General features: G+C 45.9%; 19 protein-coding genes and 1 tRNA gene. 14 read left to right on the forward strand and 6 right to left on the reverse strand.

Annotation, left to right across the window (positions count from 1 at the left end; all coding sequences use genetic code 11):
• Positions 1-150 precede the first annotated feature (150 nt).
• Positions 151-1413, reverse strand: coding sequence for a glycosyltransferase family 87 protein (locus tag JGK39_RS28905; RefSeq protein ID WP_293298380.1), 1263 nt, complete (start codon positions 1411-1413; stop codon positions 151-153).
• 375 nt (positions 1414-1788) lie between these two features.
• Between JGK39_RS28905 and JGK39_RS28910 the strand changes: the two genes are divergently transcribed.
• From JGK39_RS28910 to JGK39_RS28925, 4 genes are all read left to right on the forward strand, one after another.
• Positions 1789-2976, forward strand: a complete 1188-nt coding sequence (locus JGK39_RS28910) for a M20 family metallopeptidase (protein ID WP_293260897.1) — start codon at positions 1789-1791, stop codon at positions 2974-2976.
• 329 nt (positions 2977-3305) lie between these two features.
• Positions 3306-3704, forward strand: a complete 399-nt coding sequence (locus JGK39_RS28915; protein WP_293260894.1) for a hypothetical protein — start codon at positions 3306-3308, stop codon at positions 3702-3704.
• 14 nt (positions 3705-3718) lie between these two features.
• The gene (locus tag JGK39_RS28920) at positions 3719-4075 is read left to right on the forward strand and encodes a hypothetical protein (protein WP_293260891.1); all 357 of its coding nucleotides are present in this window, start codon (positions 3719-3721) and stop codon (positions 4073-4075) included.
• A gap of 81 nt (positions 4076-4156) precedes the next feature.
• Positions 4157-4495, forward strand: coding sequence for a hypothetical protein (locus JGK39_RS28925; protein WP_293260888.1), 339 nt, complete (start codon positions 4157-4159; stop codon positions 4493-4495).
• A gap of 305 nt (positions 4496-4800) precedes the next feature.
• Here the strand turns inward: JGK39_RS28925 and JGK39_RS28935 are convergent, their stop codons facing one another.
• Complete coding sequence (locus tag JGK39_RS28935; RefSeq protein ID WP_293298383.1) at positions 4801-5181, reverse strand: hypothetical protein; 381 nt, start codon at positions 5179-5181, stop codon at positions 4801-4803.
• 23 nt (positions 5182-5204) lie between these two features.
• On the reverse strand, positions 5205-5747 hold the full coding sequence (locus tag JGK39_RS28940) for a hypothetical protein (RefSeq protein ID WP_293298386.1): 543 nt from the start codon (positions 5745-5747) through the stop codon (positions 5205-5207).
• 318 nt (positions 5748-6065) lie between these two features.
• Here JGK39_RS28940 and JGK39_RS28945 point away from each other — a divergent pair, with 318 nt between their 5' ends.
• Together JGK39_RS28945 and JGK39_RS28950 are read left to right on the forward strand one after the other, a co-directional pair.
• Positions 6066-7376: an ATPase gene (locus JGK39_RS28945; RefSeq protein WP_293322542.1), complete on the forward strand. Its 1311-nt coding sequence runs from the start codon at positions 6066-6068 to the stop codon at positions 7374-7376.
• 590 nt (positions 7377-7966) lie between these two features.
• Complete coding sequence (locus tag JGK39_RS28950) at positions 7967-9622, forward strand: SpoIID/LytB domain-containing protein (RefSeq protein ID WP_293260873.1); 1656 nt, start codon at positions 7967-7969, stop codon at positions 9620-9622.
• Between the two features lie 485 nt (positions 9623-10107).
• On the opposite strand, the gene JGK39_RS28955 is transcribed toward JGK39_RS28950, so the two are convergent.
• The gene (locus tag JGK39_RS28955; protein WP_293129326.1) at positions 10108-10407 is read right to left on the reverse strand and encodes a ferredoxin; all 300 of its coding nucleotides are present in this window, start codon (positions 10405-10407) and stop codon (positions 10108-10110) included.
• A gap of 643 nt (positions 10408-11050) precedes the next feature.
• On the opposite strand from JGK39_RS28955, the gene JGK39_RS28960 reads away from it, so the two are divergent.
• From JGK39_RS28960 to fba, 6 genes are all read left to right on the forward strand, one after another.
• Positions 11051-12085 carry a Gfo/Idh/MocA family oxidoreductase gene (locus JGK39_RS28960; RefSeq protein ID WP_293260870.1) on the forward strand — a complete coding sequence of 345 codons (1035 nt, stop codon included), beginning with the start codon at positions 11051-11053 and terminating at the stop codon, positions 12083-12085.
• A gap of 428 nt (positions 12086-12513) precedes the next feature.
• Entirely contained in the window at positions 12514-13293 is a 780-nt protein-coding gene (gene panB / locus JGK39_RS28965) for a 3-methyl-2-oxobutanoate hydroxymethyltransferase (RefSeq protein WP_293260867.1), read from the forward strand.
• Positions 13294-13831: 538 nt separating this feature from the next.
• The gene (locus tag JGK39_RS28970; RefSeq protein WP_293260864.1) at positions 13832-15934 is read left to right on the forward strand and encodes a CapA family protein; all 2103 of its coding nucleotides are present in this window, start codon (positions 13832-13834) and stop codon (positions 15932-15934) included.
• A 56-nt stretch (positions 15935-15990) separates the two neighbouring features.
• The gene (locus tag JGK39_RS28975; protein WP_293298389.1) at positions 15991-16890 is read left to right on the forward strand and encodes an aldose epimerase; all 900 of its coding nucleotides are present in this window, start codon (positions 15991-15993) and stop codon (positions 16888-16890) included.
• Between the two features lie 67 nt (positions 16891-16957).
• A tRNA-Lys gene (locus JGK39_RS28980) sits at positions 16958-17029 on the forward strand.
• A 240-nt stretch (positions 17030-17269) separates the two neighbouring features.
• Positions 17270-18349 carry a class II fructose-bisphosphate aldolase gene (fba, locus tag JGK39_RS28985; protein WP_293260858.1) on the forward strand — a complete coding sequence of 360 codons (1080 nt, stop codon included), beginning with the start codon at positions 17270-17272 and terminating at the stop codon, positions 18347-18349.
• Between the two features lie 110 nt (positions 18350-18459).
• Here the strand turns inward: fba and JGK39_RS28990 are convergent, their stop codons facing one another.
• A complete protein-coding gene (locus tag JGK39_RS28990; protein ID WP_293262919.1) occupies positions 18460-18627 on the reverse strand; it encodes a hypothetical protein in 168 nt (55 codons plus the stop codon).
• 58 nt (positions 18628-18685) lie between these two features.
• Between JGK39_RS28990 and JGK39_RS28995 the strand changes: the two genes are divergently transcribed.
• Entirely contained in the window at positions 18686-19246 is a 561-nt protein-coding gene (locus JGK39_RS28995) for a DUF6444 domain-containing protein (RefSeq protein WP_293298393.1), read from the forward strand.
• Positions 19233-19385 carry a hypothetical protein gene (locus JGK39_RS33755; RefSeq protein ID WP_366049337.1) on the forward strand — a complete coding sequence of 51 codons (153 nt, stop codon included), beginning with the start codon at positions 19233-19235 and terminating at the stop codon, positions 19383-19385. The genes JGK39_RS28995 and JGK39_RS33755 overlap by 14 nt, the downstream gene beginning before the upstream one ends.
• A gap of 30 nt (positions 19386-19415) precedes the next feature.
• Here JGK39_RS33755 and JGK39_RS29000 read toward each other — a convergent pair whose 3' ends face one another.
• Positions 19416-19715 carry a transposase gene (locus JGK39_RS29000; RefSeq protein ID WP_293322545.1) on the reverse strand — a complete coding sequence of 100 codons (300 nt, stop codon included), beginning with the start codon at positions 19713-19715 and terminating at the stop codon, positions 19416-19418.
• Positions 19716-19724: the final 9 nt, after the last annotated feature.

A 19724-nucleotide genomic window follows, 5' to 3' on the forward strand; every position in this document is an offset into this window, starting at 1 on the left:
GGCTTATACCAATTCACTATGAAGGTCCACGACCTGGTTCGCCTAAAATCCTTTCCGGTAAAGGATCTATTCCATGCAGCGGAGAAAGAAAAATGGTATGAGGACTTCAGTCCTTCTTAATCTTTGCGGACTCAAGTCCGCACTACGAACCTAGACTTCTGTTTTGCGAAAAGACGTAATCGCCAAGACTAAAACAGTTAAGGTAATTCCTAAAATCGCATAACTCGGCAACGAAAAAATAGTGACTTTCAAGATATAAGGCAATTCTCCCGCTTTCCAATTCCACCGCTTCCCGAGAAAGACTAACAGCCAGCGATGAACCACCGCTGTTTGCACGAAAAGACAGCCAACTCCTAACAACCAAACAGACATTCTTTGCCGAGAAAAAGCACAATGTTTAATCTGAAAACATAAATCATTCAGCAAAAACACAACCGCAGGTGCTAACATCACCAAACTGGTGGGCTGTGAATAGTTAATCGCAATACTCAAACAGGAAATTAGCACCATTTCAGACAAGTAAATACTTTTTGACCAAGCAGTGCGAGATTGTTCTTTGTAAAAATACCAACTCACTAAACCAATTAACAACAGAACAATCAAGTCAGAAAATAGCTTAGCAACTAACGGACTGTGCGCGAAAAATCTCGGCCCCAAAACCCTTAAATCGATGCGACTCATAGAAATATAAGCATTATTTGATGAATCGTTCAACCACAGTGGAAAACCGCGAATCGCATCCTGTAGAAATCCTGTTAAGGAATTGCCCGTTACAGCTAGACCGATAAATGCTAGAAAAATTACCGTGAATATCGAGATAAAAACTAGCTTAAACCGTCTTTTGATTAAAAAATAAGGAATAAAAAAGATAACTAAGGTTGGTTTAAACAGGGCAGTTCCCAATAAGATTCCCGCAGGTATATCCTGATTTTTACTGGCAAAAATAAACATCCACAACAGCATCAGGGCAATAAAAGTTGCCACATTGCCAACTTGCAGGTCGAAGACGAAACCGTAGAGCAATACAATTGATATACTGCAAATAGTTCTCAAAGCTCGTGACTGCGACTCCAACAGAATATTTGCTCCCCATAAAACTAATGCTATTGCGATCGGATGCAGTACAATCCAGATTGTGAATGCAGTCTTCATCGGGAAATAACCGAGAAACCATAGCAGAGGAATGATATTAGGTGGATACACAAAGGATGGAATCAACCCGCACACTTTTGTGATGCTACAGAAACCGCTGTTAAATACCTCGACATTAAACGGACTCAAATGCTGGTGTGCTAACTTAGCCGCTACATAAAACCACTTAAAATCCCAGTAAGGCGGTTCTGGCCGATGAGTTAGATCGTAAACCAGCCAACCTGTATAACAGAGGAATCTGGTGAGAATTAATACAACCACTGCTTGGCAAATAAAGTTAACGATAGGTTTAGAAAAAAAATACCTCAACTTTTGGATAGAAGGATGTTTTAAAAATAAAGAATTTTGCCATACTTTTTTGTCCTGGCCTAATCGCCAATTACGATTGAGAAAAAAAGCAACTGCAATGATAATAAACAAATTCCACAATCCAAAACTAATCATAGAAAATATTCTCAACTAAAAAACTGCATTCAAACCTACAATATAGACTCTTATTCCCCATCTCTACCTAACTCTCTTTTCCCTCTTCTCTCTGCGTACTCTGCGCCCTCTGCGGTTAATAAAAACAAATCTCAGTGTCACACCCAAGCATTTACGTTACCCTAGTAAATCAAAACTCTCCCCAACAAATCCATGCTTGCCCGCATCCAAGAACTAGCAGCCACCCTCGCACCCCGCTTAATCGAAATTCGCCGCCACATCCACTCGCACCCCGAACTCAGCGGCCAAGAATATCAAACCGCCGCCTACGTAGCCGGAGTGCTCGCTTCCAGCGGAGTCCGCGCGATCGAAGGAATAGGCAAAACAGGAGTCCTCGGCGAACTCAAAGGTAACAGCAGCGAGTCCCGGTGGCTAGCAATTCGCACCGATATGGACGCTTTACCGATTCAAGAACGCACTCACTTAGAATTTGCCTCGCGCAACGAAGGAGTGATGCACGCCTGCGGCCACGATATCCACACTACGGTTGGTTTGGGCGCAGCGATGATATTGTCTGAGTTAAAAGAAAAACTTCCCGGTAACGTCCGTTTCTTGTTTCAGCCGGCGGAAGAGATTGCCCAAGGTGCTCGCTGGATGGTAGCAGATGGGGCGATGCAAGATGTTGATGGCATCATCGGAGTGCACGTTTTTCCGACGATTCCGGGCGGTTGTATCGGTATCCGCCACGGGGCCCTGACGGCGGCGGCAGATGACCTAGAAGTGATTGTAATTGGCGAATCCGGCCACGGTGCGCGCCCTCACGAGGCGATCGATGCAATTTGGATTGCTTCTCAGATAATTACTACTTTGCAACAGGCGATCAGCCGCACGCAAAATCCTTTGAGGCCTGTGGTTTTGACGATCGGGCAAATTAGCGGCGGACGCGCGCCGAATGTGATTGCCGATCGCGTAAAATTATTGGGAACCGTGCGATCGCTGCATCCAGAAACCCACGAAAAACTGCCGGCTTGGATCGAACAAATTGTCTCCAGCGTCTGCGAGACTTACGGCGCTAAGTACGAACTCACCTACAAGCGCGGCGTGCCCGGAGTCCAAAACGACCCAAAACTGACGCAATTAGTCGAAACTGCGGCTTTAGAAGCTTTAGGGCGATCGCGCGTTCAGATTTTACCAGAACCATCCCTCGGCGCGGAAGATTTTTCAATGTATCTAGAACACGCACCGGGAACGATGTTTCGCTTGGGAGTGGGACTGCCTGACAAACCGAACTATCCCCTCCACCACCCGCAGTTTGAGGTGGATGAAGCCTCCATTGTGACCGGCGCTGTCACCTTGGCCTATGCGGCCTGTCAATATTGGAAGCAGCAAGCCAGTAAGTGATATCGTTTCCGTTAAATTACCTAAAATTAAGATAGGTTCGTAGTGAGGACTTCAGTCCTTTTCCAAATTAGAGGACTGAAGTCCTCACTACGAACCTAATAATCTAATAGCGACGCACCTTACCCAATATTTACTGTAGCTGTAGGGTGTGTCGCGATCGACAATCCCTCAACTAATAGCGACAATCTAATAGCAACGCACCTTACCAAATAACTAACTAACCGTAGGGTGCGTCAGGGGAAAAATGTTTAGTCTGTGGTCGTCACATTTAGCCCTGACGCACCCTACAAAAACCATAGTATAATAGAAAATATTATCGTATAAAAGCCATGTCTCAAGCAACATTAACTGATGTTTCGTTAGATCCCATATTAGAGCGCTTGACGCAACTTGCCCAACTAGAACCTGACTGGGATTCTTATGGTGCATTAGCAGTTTCGCCCGTTGCTTTTGTAAAAGCCTGTCAGTTGCTTATTCATATCAAATACTCTCTTTCGCCTTTAGTTGGCGATCTAATTTTACCCTATGATGCAGCACCAATTGCTAATGGTAGCCTACAACTGGAATGGCGAAGCCCATACGGCAATCTAGAAGTGGAAATTAAACCTGATATGAGTTTCAGCTATCTACTAATTAAGGGAGAAGGAAACGAGAGAAAATTTGAGGAGAAAAACGAGGTATCATTATCTGAAGTCCTGAATGTGGTGTCTCAGCTATTGATTCCATAAGTCAGGATGAGATAATGCTAGAAGAAATTGCAGACAATGATATTCTTTATCGTCGGATTCCTCATGTACATCTTTATGAGGATGGTACTGTAAAATCAGTTGCTTTCCAGGTTAGAGGAAAACCTGATAACAGTATCTCAGTTGAGTTAGCGAGGCTAACAACTCCCCAGGAAGTTTTAGCCCGTGCGAGAAATCCTGACACTACAAAAGTGGGTGTGTTGGTAGCAGGATATGCCCGTTCTTTAGGTTTCATTATCCGCCACGATCCCTTGCAGGATAATCCAGCTCATTGTCTTATTGAGGGGGAAAACAATAAAGTCAAGTGTAAACTCTTGGCTGAGGCTACAACTATTTTGACTTTGCCTGAGTAAAGGCGATCGCGCTTTTTGACAATTTGGGATGTAAGGGCGATCGCGTGATTTAATGATACTTGTATGCGATTCAATTAATTGATGAGTGGAATTAAGCGCCAAATCACCCTTGACAGCCGGCACATTGCTAAACACCTGCCAGACACGCCACAAATGAGAAGATTGCTAAATAAAGGACGTGCTGCTCATATTTTTAACGATGAACCTACGATGAATCAGGTAGCTCAAGCCATAATAGAAGATGGAGACTTTACAGGTACGATTCGGGGCTACGATCGTTATGGTATGTTTTTTGTTGAATCAATTGGTTATAGAGTTGACCCGGATGGTAGCCGTCTTTTACTTTATTACGGAGAGATAAAAGTTGATGCAGAAAACAGATACCACGTTACGCCTAGAAGCAGACCTAGTAAAGAATAACTGGCAGTTTACAGAGGTATGGATCGATCCAAATCTTTCACCGCCTTATCTGCTTTTGTTACTAAGTGATGCTGAGGGAAATTGTCGGATTTACGATCCGGCTGAGGGTTATAAAGTTGTGTTTTCTAGTCAGAGTTATGATGAGGCGCAGTATTGGCTTTTAGAAGATGAGTATGAGCCTGTAGAAGGGCGACTGAGAATGTCAGAGCTAGTTTGAATAGTTGATGTTGAAAGGGCGATCGCCCTTTTCACAAGTTGGGAGATGATGGGCGATCGCACTTTTTCTAAAATCTGGATAATAAGGCTTACTTACTTTCTTCTAATAAACTTTCAAGCATTGGAGTCAGAATTTTCACAACCGGATTATTTGTAAGTTCCATTAGTGCGGCTACTCCACCTGCTTTCAAAGCTTTAAGTACCTTTTTCTTCACATCGGGCTTTTTTTGAATTTCTTCCATAGCTTTTGTAGCAACTTCGTGTTTCTCGACATACGTTTTTGTTGAGTAAGTCTGAGATAACTGATCTAAAAGCTCCTGGATTTCTTTGGCTGCATCGGCAAGAGTTTGCCTTTGTTCCGGTGAGTAATTGTTAATAGTTCCACCTATTTGCTCGGCCTCTACTTTCTCACTGTAGCCAACACCTATTGAAGCCTGACTTTGGTCGAGATTTATTTTACGTTCTGACATAATATCTCCGTATTAAGAATTAACTATTGTTGTCTGTTATCTATTTGGCCACCTATTTGTCCAGATTGCAATTGCTCAGCATAGCCAACACCTATTGTGGCATGAGTTTGGTTAATATTAATTACCTTGATATCTTCTGTGTCACTCTCCATAAATTCGCATAACTGTGAAATCACATCTCTGACGCCTGATTTATCTGCTGTGACAAATATCACATTGTCTCCAGAATTTACGTATAATTCAAGTCCTATTCGCTTCGGCTGCATCAAGTTGTCAATAACTCCACCACATCCTAATACAGAGATTGCTATTCCACTTTGTTGTAGAGTTTGATCGCTTTGGTTAACTAAAATAGCGCCCAAAATAAGCAATATTAAGATAACTAAAGGATGGACTTTATAAGGTGTTTTGACATTTGCAAATCCAAATCCAGTAACATTGCGAAATTGATAAACATAAGAACCAAATTTCACGACCTTTTTGGTAACGAGTATAGGTTCTGGTTTGTCTATTACAAGAACTTTATCATTTTGTCTCTGTACGTTGTTTCCCGTACTTATACTCATGCCTTTCTCCTCCCTAGTGTATTTAAGGGTGTTATATCTTGCAGGTCAGATATGCTGACTGAAGTTAATATTTTTCAACTTTTACCTGCATAGCGCACCGCTATAGCTTGACTGGAAGGAATTATTTTATAACTGTATAATTGTCATTATGTCTGATTTTATAATTTTTGTCTATTAATATTGCGTAGCATTTAGTATTGATTTATTTGATTTTAGTGGCCGTGAATCAGTAACAAATAGTAGGATTAAGTTGCCAAAGTATTAAACAGTAGGATAAAGTAGGATAGAATAGGCAAAACCAACCTGCCTACAACACCTATGGAAGTTCAAGAAGTCTTAAAATTGGCTGACGACATCATATTCTCCCAAACCGGAAAACACCTCGATAATCTACAAGAAGGTATATTGCGTGGTACTTGGCAGCGCCAGAAATATCCAGAGATTGCCAAAACTTGCTACCGTAGCGAAGCTCATGTTAAAAAGGTCGCCTCAAAATTATGGAAGCTTTTATCAGAAACATTAGGCGAAGATATCAATCAATCTAATTTTCGATACACAGTGGAACGATGGCAATTGTCCATAGTTTCATCACATTTTGGCGACAATGCACAAGTTGGTAAGTTCAAGGTATGTGGAAACAATCCTGAATCCTTAGAAACCCCAAACTTAAAAAAGCAAAATCAGGAAACCTCTAGCAAAACTCAGCCCAAACAGCGACTAGACTTATCCGATACACCAGAACCCAACTTATTCTATAATCGCACATCCGAACTCACCACCCTCAAACAGTGGATTTTGGAAAACCGCACCCGCCTCATCACCATATACGGCTTATCCGGCATTGGTAAAACCGCCCTAACTCTCCAACTAATCCCAGAAAAAACAAACTTAATTAAATTCGTCTCCCAGCAACAAGAAATCGAATTGCCCTCACTTATTGAGCATTTGCGTTCATCCCGCTGTCTCATCATCCTCGATGACCTACAAACGATTTTCACTCCTCGACAACTCGCAGGCCACTACCAACCGGGCTATGAAAATTACGGCACATTCTTCAAACAACTAGCAGAATCATCCCACAACAGTTGCTTAATTCTCCTCAGTTGGGAAAAACCCAGAGAAATTGCCGCCCTAGAAGGCGAAAACCGCCCCTGTAAATCGCTGCAACTCAACGGTTTGGGCGCGGAAGCAGGGGAAATATTCAGAGAAAAAAGATTAGCAGAAGAAGAGAAATGGTCACAACTGATTGACCTTTACCGAGGCAATCCCCTCTGGTTAAATATAATTGCAACTATGATTCAAGATTTATTCGGCGGCAGCGTTTCCGAGTTTCTCTCCTATGATACCCTATTTTTAGGTGATTTAGAGTCTCTGCTGCACCAGCAGTGCGATCGCCTATCTGAATCAGAAAAACAAGTGATATCCTGGTTAGCTAGTGAAGCCGAACCAGTTGAAATATCAAAAATTTCAGCCAATCTCGAATTATCCCCGTCAGCCTTATTACAAGCTGTGCAATCCTTGGGACGGCGTTTATTAATTGAAAAAGTGAAACAAGGTGAGAAAACGCTTTTCACACTCCAGCCTGTATTCATCGAGTATGTGAAAAACCAGTTCCTGAAGGTTGGATAGTTTCAGGGCTTCTCATGGGAGGCTAGAAACCGGGTTTCTACGAAATTTTGTGTTGAGTAGCGAGAAATCACGCAAGAAACCCGGTTTCACCAGGACACAACTATTTTGGAAGGTGCGTCGCTACTCGAAAAGTTGCTCTTTTTTAGGGATTTTCTCAGGCGGCGCACCCTACGACTATTATTCCGGTTGTTAGTTGAGTGAAGTACAGATGCTGGGGTAGGGAAACGTCATTGTCTATTAGTGTGAACTTAAGCCGAAAGACCGCTTAACCCGAAAGACCGCCAGGGGTTAAAACCCCTGTCTAATAGCGAAAGTCCTCGCTATGAGGACTAAAGAAATCATCAGTCCTCTTCAGAGGACTTCAGCTTTGAGGCAGGGGTTTCAACCCTTGCCGGACTTCGGGTTTAACGCGATTGTTGACACGCCTTTTGCGATTGCAACGCTCGTGAGCTCGCAATGACACGCTTACATGAGGAGAATTCTCGCAACCAAACCAGCCTATCTTGGGGAATTCCGCTCTCCGCAGCCGCCAAATGTGCTAACGTACAATGAAAAATCCCCAAATTTCAACTATCGGGAGATAGATAACCGTGTTCGCTCAAGCACCTCCAACTCCCAATTACAAATGGTTTAGCTGCATTTCTAGCACTGTTTTCGCCGCATTGTGCCTGTTGCCCGTTTTCAGCGCTGCTGGATACGCCCAAACTCCCCAAAATAGAGTCATCAAAATCGGCGTCGTGCAGCGCTTTGGCACTAAACCAACCGATAAACTCACGCTGAAAGCATTACCGGGTGACAGCTTAACATTGAGTTACAAAACTCCTCAAGGCATAGAAACCAAAACTGCCGCTAGCATCAAGCTAGAAATAGCCAATAAACCTCTGGAAGCGCCATTAGTAGAAGAACGAGTTGTTCTGAGCTCCCACCGCAGTTTCGAGAGTGCAGAAGATAGCGCCAATCAGTGGCGCGCTAAGGGCATTGATGTGGAAATTGCTCAACCTTTGCGCTGGCAAGTTTGGGCGAAAAGAGATACTTACAATTCTCCTTTGGTGCGGCGCTGGCTGTTGCAAAGTTTGCAAGCTCAAGGTAATAAAACTGCTTTTTTAGATACGAAAGTTTTTAAACAAATACCTCAAACCTTTTGGGTTTTAAATGGCTTTCGTTTCAACCGCAATGAGTTGGATGTGACGGCGGGGAAAAATGTAATTGAGGTATTGGAACAAACTACCCAAGAGGCGACAGCTATCGATCCAGAAAAAGCTATTCAACAAACTCGCCGTTACGGTGGCAGTTTGCACTTACAAAAAAATTCTTACGGTACTTATACTTTAGTCAATAATGTGCCGACCGAAACTTATTTGCGGGGAGTTGTTCCTCACGAAATTGGTGCTTTTTCGCCCTACGCTTCGATTGTCGCTCAAACTATTTTGGCGAGAACTTATGCGCTGAGAAATTTGCGCCGGTTTGCTGTGGATAATTACGAGTTGTGCGCTGATGTTAACTGTCAAGTTTATAAAGGTTTGACCGAAGTTTTCCCGCAGAGCGATCGCGCGATCGCCCAAACAGCAGGTTTAGTCCTAACTTACGAAAATCAGCTCGTAGACGCGCTCTATTCAGCGTCTAGCGGCGGCGTAACGGCAACTTTCGGCGATGTGTGGCACGGCCCAGAACGTCCATATTTGCGATCGATCGTCGATTCCCCCAAAAACCTCTGGGACTTGACAAAGCAGAGCTTGTCTGACGAAACCAACTTCCGCCGCTTTATGACTCTCAAAGCAGGGTTTAATGAGGAAAAAGAAGAAACCTTCCGCTGGCGCGAACAAGTCTCGCTGACATCGATTGGTGGATTTCTGCGGCAGTATCTTCAGAAGAAAAAGCACCCGCTAGCTAATTTTAAAACTCTCACAAAAGTTGAAGTGGTGCAACGCTCGGCCGCCGGTCGAGTTTTGCAAATGAAGGTACAAACTGATTTAGGCCCCATCGATATCGATAAAGATGAGATTCGCAATGCTTTTTATCCGCCGATTAGCACGCTGTTTTACCTCGAACCGATTTACAATCCTGACAAAACTCTCAACGGTTATGCGTTTGTCGGAGGCGGTTTCGGACACGGGGTGGGAATGAGTCAAACTGGTTCTTACAATTTAGCTAATTTAGGCTGGAATGGCGATCGAATTCTGAGTTTTTATTTTCCCGGCGCTCAAGTTGTGCCCCTCAACGATTCCATTACATTTTGGCGGGAATAGTTTATAAGACAATACGCTTGGGTTAAGACAGATCCCCCCTAACCCCCCCCTTAAAAAGCAGGGTGGTTTTATTGTCGGGATAAGAAATTAGAAACTAAGGATAAAGGTACGTAGTTGGGCTTTAGCCCTCTTTATCTATACGTCTAAAGAGGGCTAAAGCCCAACTACGTACCTCTCTCCGCACAATAAATCCACCCTGCCTAACCCCCCTTAAAAAAGGGGGAACAAGAATCTTCTCAAAGTCCCCCTTCTTAAGGGGGATTTAGGGGGATCTCCGGGCGATAAACAGTGTTAACCCAAGCATATTGGTTTATAAGACAACACGCTTGGGACAAGAAAACCGGGCGATTTCAACCGCACGTCGGATCTTCGATCGCCATCTTTCAACACAAAAACCCAGTTTCTGAACGTAATTAAGCTGAAACAGCTCAATTACGCAAACAAGAAACCGGGTCAATTAGCGCATCGCGCCTGTGAATCCTTTATTAGTAGAGGGATTCTTCTTGGTGAGTTTCGATCGTACAATCAGACTTAGGATAAGCGACACAGGTCAGAACAAATCCGGCTTCGATTTGGTCGTCATCCAAGAAAGATTGGTCAGATTGGTCAATTTCGCCAGCAGTAATTTTGCCGGCGCAGGTGGAGCAAGCTCCAGCGCGGCAAGAATACGGGAGGTCGAGTCCTGCTTCTTCTGCTGCATCAAGAATGTAAGTATCGTCATCAACGTCAATGGTCTGGTTGATTCCTTCGGCTTCGCTGATGAGGGTAACTTTGTAAGTTGCCATGCACTAAATCCTCTCAAAAATTCAACAATATTGATAAGTTTTCCTAATGCAAACTTCAAGGCTCTATTAGCTTTGAGGTTAGCTTCTAGGTTCGTTCCCTTTATGATAGTAGGGGAAAGAAGTAAGCTTGCAACACTTATTTACAAAAAATTTGAATGGGATTAGTTATAACTTTTTCTAATTTCATCTTGATTACTTATACCTATGTTGGGCTCAGCCGTGTGATACTGTTGCCGCAAGACTTACGCCAAATAACCCGATTGCGGAAAAAAATCCTGTTTTGAACCCGACAACCAAAAAATCCGATTTTGCTATGGGGTGTGTCCTCGACTTTCAGCGAGACTTGCTGGAATTTGTCCCCGCAGCCGTGGACAGTGGACAGTTGACCTGTGGTAGGGGCGGTGTCCCCGTGCCCGCCCTCCTAGTTGACCGCTTGACAGTTGACCTGTGGTAGGGGCTGTGCCCCCGTGCCCGCCCTCTTATGACAGTTGCACAGTACGGGCATCAAACCATTTATGCTTAACTGATATGGGCTTTGTTCATGAGATTATTGATGTCCGCGGCCGATGTGGCGGTTGCGATATACCGCGCCAGACTTGGGTGCAAATCTTTAACTATACTAAAATCTAAAATCTAAAATCCTATGACTCAAATTAATACTGGCATTGGTTTTGCAGTAAATGCTCCCCTTCGCGTGGGGATTGTGGGTACTGGTTTTGCGGCTAAGTTGAGGGCCGAGACGCTGGTAGCTGACGCCCGATCGCACTTAGTAACAGTGGCGGGCCGCAACCCGGATAAAACCGCAGCATTTTGTCAAACATTCGGCGCCGAGGCTGAGGTTTCTTGGCGCAAGCTGGTAGAAAGAGACGATTTAGATTTGGTAATTGTCTGTACTGTGAACCGGGATCACGGGGCGATCGTCCTCGCGGCGTTGGAAAATAACAAGCACGTTGTGGTCGAATATCCTCTATCTTTAGACGTATCTGAGGCCGAAAGGGCGATCGCCCTTGCCGCCCAAAAGCAAAAACTCCTCCACATCGAACACATCGAACTCTTAGGCGGTTTGCACTCCTCAATCAAAGAATCCTTACCATTAATCGGTAAAGTTTTTTATGCCCGCTACGTTACTATTACCCCTCAGCGTACCGTAGCGCAGCGCTGGACTTTTCAGCATTCCCTATTTGGCTTTCCCTTAATCGGGGCAATTTCTCGACTGCACCGATTTACTGATTTGTTCGGAGAAGTGGGAACCGTTAACTGTCAAACTCAATTTTGGGACACTCAGCCGGATTTCTACAAAGCTTGTTTGTGCAACGCACAGTTGCGTTTTACCAATGGTGTTGTCGCTGAAGCTGTTTACGGAAAAGGAGAGACTTTTTGGCAATCAGAAAACATTTTTACTATCTACGGAGAAGCCGGAACCCTGATTTTTACTCCCGAATCCGGTCAATTGATTCAGGGAGAAAATCGGCAGACTATCCCAGTAGGAACGCGGCGCGGTTTGTTTGCTAAGGATACCGATATGGTGTTAGACTGTTTGTTAAACGGTACGCCGTTGTACGTCAAGAATACCAGTAGTTTGTACGCTTTGAAATTAGCGGATGCTGCGAGGCGTTCGAGCGAGACTAGGCAAAAATTGGCGATCGACAATTCATCTAACAGTTCGAGCGAAATATGAGTTCATTCAGTTGACAGTTGACAGTTGACAGTTGACCTCGGGTGCATCTCAATGCAAGCGAATATATCCGTAGGGGCTCTCGCATGACCGCAGAAAATAGGAGATGATAACTAATAACTTATATGCGGTCATGCGAGAGCCCTCTTCCTTGCGCCAGATGCACCCGTTGACCTCTACCTGGAAGTCCGAGAATTGGAGTAATGAATCATCTGTTTTAAATTTCTCCCGCTCGGGGCTCCGGCTTTCAACTAATTTTTCCTGGTAAGCTTGAGGAATAGGTAATCGGATAAAAGTTAATAGGTAATGAAAAAAGGTAATCGGCAATCACCGAAAAACTTGTGGTTCAAAACCTTTCCTCCCCATTAGCCATTAGCCATTACCAGACATAGTTCATCTATCTAAAAAAGGCTAGATATTTTTGCAATCAAATGGCAGTAACTACACATCAACTGATTCAGTGGAAACAGCAAGGGCGCCGAATTGTGGCGCTGACCGGTTATGATTATGCGATCGCCCAACTACTAGACCAAGCAGGCACTGACATCATCCTCGTCGGCGATTCCCTCGCCATGCCAATATTGGGCTACGAAACTACGCTACCCCTAACCCTCGATGAAATGCTGCACCACGCTAAAGCAGTCCGTCGCGGAGTCAAACAAGCATTAGTTGTTGTGGATTTGCCGTTTTTGACTTACCAGGAAAGTTCCCAACAAGCCATGCACTCGGCCGGGAGAGTTTTGAAAGAAACCGGCGCTCAAGCTGTAAAATTGGAAGGCGGATATCCAGCAATGGCGGCCACCGTTTCGCACCTAACATCCGCCGGCATTCCGGTGATGGGACACGTTGGTTTAACTCCCCAGTCGGTACACCAACTCGGTTACAAAAAACAAGGCAAAACAGCCGAATCTGCCGATCGCATTCTCGCAGAGTCGATCGCACTTCAAGAAGCCGGTGCCTTTGCGATCGTCCTAGAACACATTCCCCCAGACTTAGCGGCTCAAATTACCCAAAAACTAACTATTCCCACCATTGGTATCGGCGCGGGGCCGCACTGCGACGGACAAGTTTTGGTTACTTCCGATTTGTTGGGACTTTCGGAAAAACAACCGCCTTTTGCGAAAGCTTACGTCAATTTGCGATCGACAATTACCCAAGCTGTCCGAGATTATTCCCTAGAAGTTAGAGAACGAAAATTTCCCCAATTGTAAACTATAAATCGAACTGACTCGATCGCCAGCAGACTGAATACTACTTAGCGGGTTGTTGACACGCCTTGTAGGAGTTCGCACCCCTAGCAGCATCTGTTTTGTCGATCGCGATCGCCCGCAATTACCGCTAAAATTGGAAAATCTCAATTTCATATATCCCTTGAGAGTCTTCTGTCTCAAGTCGCTAGGGAACTCCAATAATTATTGTGGAACAGGCAGGATCCAGGTTCTTGACTTGGTTTTTTGCAGATACCTACTAGGGAACTCTCAAATTTGGACGTTAGTTTGAGCGCTAGCCGGCAGCCGGTTGACTCGATCTAAAATGTCAAATCCCAAATCAAAAATCAAAAATCGCCAATCCCGATACCAAAATGTGATAAAAATCACTGACAGCAGGCATCACCTAAATGTAGAAAATGGTGGCAACCAACAACTAGCTTCAAAACGGGCAGCGAAGTGGCGGTTAAGCTAAAAAAAATTGTAGTTCCGTTCAAAACAAATTGAAATCATCGCTCGAACGTGTTAAGGAGGCTAATTGATGGTATATGCAGAAAATTGGTCGCAGCCGTCTATCTTGGAGCTAGCGCGATCGGGCAACTTTCAGGCCCTGAATTACTGGATTGACAGCTTGCTGCGACCCGAGGGGATTTATGCCCGCGTCGAACAGGCCGGGGCCGGCTGCGTCCAAATCCTAGTTGAATTCCAGCGCGGATTTGCACCAGAGAATACATTACTGGCAAACACTCTCCGCGAAGGCTTAGTTAAATTTATTTGTCACCAACTCTGGAGACTCAACTCGCCAGCAGTAGAAGGAGTGCGAATTCACGCGCGCTTGGCTGGGGAACCAGAGATTCTCTGGAAACAGTCAGTCCGAATTGTGACTCCGGCAAACCGCAACCAGCGGCGTTACCGTTCCCTATTGGTCGTCGATTGGGTTAAATTTAAAACATATCGTTCTCTACTGCTAGTGGGCTCGGCACTGGCATCATTTATTTTAGGGTGTTGGGTTAGCTACCACGAGGCTGTAGCCCTACGGCTAATGTCTCCAGCCTCCGCTTACCAGCAAGCAGCGGTAATGTCGGGGCCGCCTCCCAAACGTCCCGATGCGGTGCAAGCGGCCTTAGAATTAGTACCTGTAGTGCAACAAAAGCAGGTTGCTAATCCCTACGACCCCACCGTAACGCTGATGTTCGGAGGAAATGTGAATCTATCGGATGCGATCGCCGCATCTGCTGGCAACGATTACCATTGGGCTTTTGCCAATATGGACGAGTACCGGCAAGCAGATGTGTCGATGGTTAATCTAGAAAACCCCCTGACTCGCTCTACCTTGGGTTCTGGCAAAAAACAATTAAATTTTAAAGCCGATCCAGAATCGGTGAAAGTATTAACAGCAGGAGGAGTGGATATTGTCAATCTGGCAAACAGCCACGCTATGGATTACGAGGAACCGGGGCTGGTGGAAACTATAAATACTCTAAATAATGCTGGTATAGGGCATCTGGGAGCCGGTAGAGATATCAAAGAAGCAAGGCGTCCAGATATTATTGAGGTTAAGGGTCAGCGGATCGCGTACCTCGGTTATTACGATGCTGACCTTCATGCTGCCGACCAAGGTAAGGCTGGCACCAACCCCCGCCGTAACAATCGGGTGGCAGAGGATATTCGAGCTCTCAAAGGTCAGGTAGACTGGATTATTGTGAATTACCACTGGGGAGTCGAATTGGCAGATTATCCCGGGGACTGGCAGATAGATTTGGCTCGGTTCACGATCGATCAAGGTGCAGATTTGGTAGTGGGACACCATCCCCATGTCCTGCAAGGTGCCGAAGTTTACAAGGGTCGCCCGATAGTTTACTCGCTGGGTAATTTTATCTTCGGCGCGAATGCTCGCAGCGATTACGATACCGCAGTCCTGAAAGTATCGCTCAAAGACAGGAATATGAAGGTAGAATTTTTGCCTGTGGAGGTGAAAAAGTTTCAGCCCAAAGTGGTGAATGGAGCCGCGGGCGATCGTATCCTCAAACGTGTCGAGCAAATTTCTAGTATTTTCGATCGACCGATGCGCTCTTCTGTGGTTCTCGAAGCCCCAATCAACCCCGCATTGGCGCCAAAAACTCCAAATTCGACCTTACCAGGAGCAGCACAAAACGGTACCTACGGGCCCGGGTCGGCTTCCCCAGTCCCCCCGACAGGAGAAACCAATCTGCCAGGCCCAGGACAACCCAAACCTACTCCGATTTTGCCCGCTGTACCGGCTTTGCCCAAACAGCCGGACAACTCCTCAGTTTTCCAGAACGGGACAGGGCCTGCTAGGTCGTCGAGTCCGCCTCCGAGTCAAGATTTGCCACCGCGCGTCCATCGCACAAAACCTCAAAATCCCAGCCGGGAACCAGATCCGTTTACCAAAGAACCATTCATCAAAGAACCGTTCATTTCGCCACCATCTCCGAGTTCGGGAGGGGTACTCAGTCCCCAAAGCTCTCTTCCCCCAAGGGGCGATGTATCTTTCAAAGTCGCACTCAAAGAGCAGCCGACAAACAGGGTCGTTCCCGGCAAAAGCAGCCACCGCGGCTCGCAGCGCATCGCCCTGCCTCCTATAGCGGAGAACGTGGGGACGGGGGTAGCAAAAGGGTGGTAATGGGCGAAAATCAACTACCAGCGACCAATTATTAACGACCGATTTACTAACAACCAATGATCGACGACCTACTACCAATGACAAATGTGTTTGCGATCGCGCTGAAGCAAAAGCAGTACAAAACCTATATCCTCTCCGACGAAACCGCTAACTCTACCCTAGAAGTTGTGCCGGAACGGGGCGGTATTGCCACTAGCTGGCTGGTTGAAGGCAAAGAAATGTTCTACTTGGACGCGGAACGGTTCGCCAATCCCGCTCTAACTGTACGCGGCGGGATTCCCATCTTGTTTCCCATCTGTGGCAATCTGCCGGACGACACTTACACCCACAAGGGAGTGGAGCGCCAGCTCAAACAACACGGCTTTGCTCGCGATTTGCCTTGGACGGCGACGGAACAATTTACGGAGGGTTGCGCGGCTCTTACCCTGGTACTCAACAGCAGCGAGAAAACTCAGACTGTTTATCCCTTTGATTTCCAATTAGCTTTTACTTATCAAATTAAAGGCAATTCTTTGGAAATTGTGCAGGAATACACCAATCTTGGTGACGAACCAATGCCCTTTGCTAGCGGCTTGCATCCTTACTTTTTAGCTCCAGACAAGACAAATCTGCGCTTTGAGATTCCAGGGATGCAGTACAGAGATCACCACACTCACAAGAAAGGTTATTTCACAGGGGTTTTTGACCCGACTCTGGATGAAATTGATGTTTCCTTTGACGAACTGACCGGTCTTGCTGCTACTGTCACTGACGCGGCGCGGGGCTTGCGGCTCACCGTCAGTTACAACTCCAGCTATGGGAAGTTGGTTTTCTGGACTGTCAAAGGCAAGGATTTTTACTGTTTGGAACCTTGGACGGCTCCTAGAAATGCCCTAAATACTGGCGAACACTTGATTTATTTGCAGCCGGGAGCGACTTGCGAGATGCTGGTTCGCATGACTGCAACTTTTTTTTGAAAAACACTTGCTATTTGAAATGATGGGTGCTACTATTAGAAATTGTGTGCGGTAACAATGTTTTTGCGGGTCGCTAGCTCAGCGGTAGAGCATTCGGCTTTTAACCGATTGGTCTCGGGTTCAAATCCCGGGCGACCCATTTTTTCAGGCAGAACGTCAAATGTAGAAAGCAGAATGAATTCTAGCTTTCATCGGGAATTCAGGGCAAGCCCAGCGGGCTTGCCCTGAATTTATTTTTGAGCAATGTGGATTTTTGAGTCTAAATTGAAATCTGGAAACATAATGCGCGATCGGCAACAAATTGTCTTAAGATTATCGTAAGAATTGAGCTTGTTCAAAATCCACTGCCCAGAAACACAAATAATTAGGAGGAATATCTATGGCGCTTGTACCTATGCGACTGCTGCTCGACCACGCGGCTGAAAACGGTTACGGCCTACCGGCTTACAACGTCAACAACATGGAGCAAATCCAAGCGATCATGCGCGCTGCTGACGAAACCAACAGCCCCGTGATCTTGCAAGCTTCTCGCGGCGCTCGTTCCTACGCGGGCGAAAATTTCCTGCGCCACTTGATTTTGGCAGCAGTTGAAACCTATCCTCACATCCCCATCTCCATGCACCAAGACCACGGCAATGCCCCCGGCACTTGCTATTCTGCCATGCGCCAAGGTTTCACCAGCGTGATGATGGACGGTTCTCTGGAAGCGGATGCTAAGACTCCCGCCAGCTACGAATACAACGTTGAAGTAACTCGCGAAGTTGTCAAAGTTGCTCATTCGATCGGCGTTAGCGTTGAAGGCGAACTGGGTTGCTTGGGCTCTCTGGAAACAGGAATGGGCGAAGCAGAAGACGGCCACGGCTTTGAAGGCGCGCTTTCCCACGATCAATTGCTGACAGATCCTGAAGAAGCTGTTAATTTCGTCGAGCAAACCGGCGTTGATGCTCTCGCAGTGGCGATCGGCACTTCCCACGGCGCTTACAAATTCACCCGCAAGCCGACTGGCGAAATTTTGGCAATCAGCCGCATCGAAGAAATTCACCGCCGCTTGCCGAATACTCACTTGGTAATGCACGGTTCATCTTCTGTACCCCAAGATTTGCTGGAAATCATTAACAGCAACGGCGGCACTATCCGCGAAACCTACGGCGTACCTGTGGAAGAAATCCAAAAGGGCATCAAGTGCGGCGTTCGCAAGATCAACATCGACACTGACAACCGTTTGGCGATTACCGCAGCGGTGCGCGAAGCTTTGTTTGCTAAGCCAGATGAGTTCGATCCCCGCCACTTCTTGAAGCCGTCGATCAAGTATATGCAGAAAGTTTGTAGCGATCGCTACAACTCTTTCGGTTGCGCCGGTCACGGTACAAAGATCAAGCAAATGTCTTTGGATGATTTTGCAGCTAAGTATGCAAAGGGCGACTTGAGCTCTTCTGCTAAGAAGACTGTCGCTGTTTAATAATTTGAGGTTGAAGATTTTAGATTTATCTGAAGTCTAAAGTTTAGATGGCCGGGTAGCTGTGAAGTTGCCCGGTTTTTTTGTGTGGGGAGAGATGAGAAAGATCGCCCTTAAAGACTAATCCGGCGGTAAACTTCAGCCATCGGCAGTTCTATATTTAGGGCTTGCTGAATAAGCGCCATCAGGTGGCGCTGTCTGAGTTTCGATCGCGCTACCCGTGCGACTTGTGCAAGGAAAACAGGTAAAATAGCACAGAACCCTTGCATTACCGTTGACACTCGTGGTAGAAGTTCACGGGGGTAGCAAAAACCCAAAAAATCTGATAAGGTGAGGCACATGGAGAAGACAGTGCCGGAATTAATGGCAGCAATCAGCCCAGCAGAGTGGGCGCAAGTGCCAGATAGCGTCCTCGAACAAATTTACGAATTAGTGCGTAGGATGGATCGGGTTGAACTTGAAATAGCGGAACTGAGAACAGAAAACGAGCTTCTCAAAGAGCAATTAGCCAGAACTTCGGCAAATTCATCACAACCACCATCGAAGAATCCTCAAGGATTTAAGCCCAATCGAAAGGAACCCACCGGCAAGAAGCGGGGTGGGCAACTAGGACATTCGGGACACGAACGGAAGCTATACCCGACCCAAATGTGTCAAGAAGTAATCAACCATTACCCGCAGCAATGTAGTGGATGTGGAGGCATCCTAGGGATTGAAAATAGTGGTCAAGCCTACCGACATCAAGTAGTGGAAGTCCCACCAGTACAGCGGCTCGTCATCGAACAAATGTCCGTCGGCACTATCAATCGTCTACGGACAGAAGTGAGTGAGGCAGCGCCGCGATGCGGTCACAGAAGCCCAACATTACATCCAGCAGCAGCCGACTGTGGGAGTAGATGAGACTGGATTTCAGCAGCGGAATGGAGATGGTCAAAATGCCACCAAGACCAGTGGTTGGCTGTGGGTGGCAGTAAGACCATTGATCCAGAGCTTTCAGGTAATTTTAAGTAGAGCTATAGCAGTCATAAATCATTTGTAAATTTTTTACCCCACCCCAACCCTCCCCTTACTAAGGGGAGGGGGCAAGATATTTACAAATCATTTGCGATCGCGCCAAGACTTTACCCTTATATGTCCACTTAAAAGGTTTGGCCATTGTTTGATTAAAGTAGTTAATAAAATTGAGGATGCGATTTTTCAGATCGTACTGACTCGTGAAACTTGCTCTTTTTAGTAATTTACGCACCAAAATACTGAACCAAATCTCTATTTGATTAAGCCACGAAGAATGTTTGGGTGTGTAATGGAAAACAATTTGATGTGTTGGGTCACTTAAAAAAACAGCGCGGGATTTTATGGATTGAAGTATGCCACTTTT

The sequence above is a fragment of the Microcoleus sp. PH2017_12_PCY_D_A genome, assembly GCF_020738565.1.
GTDB lineage: Bacteria > Cyanobacteriota > Cyanobacteriia > Cyanobacteriales > Microcoleaceae > Microcoleus.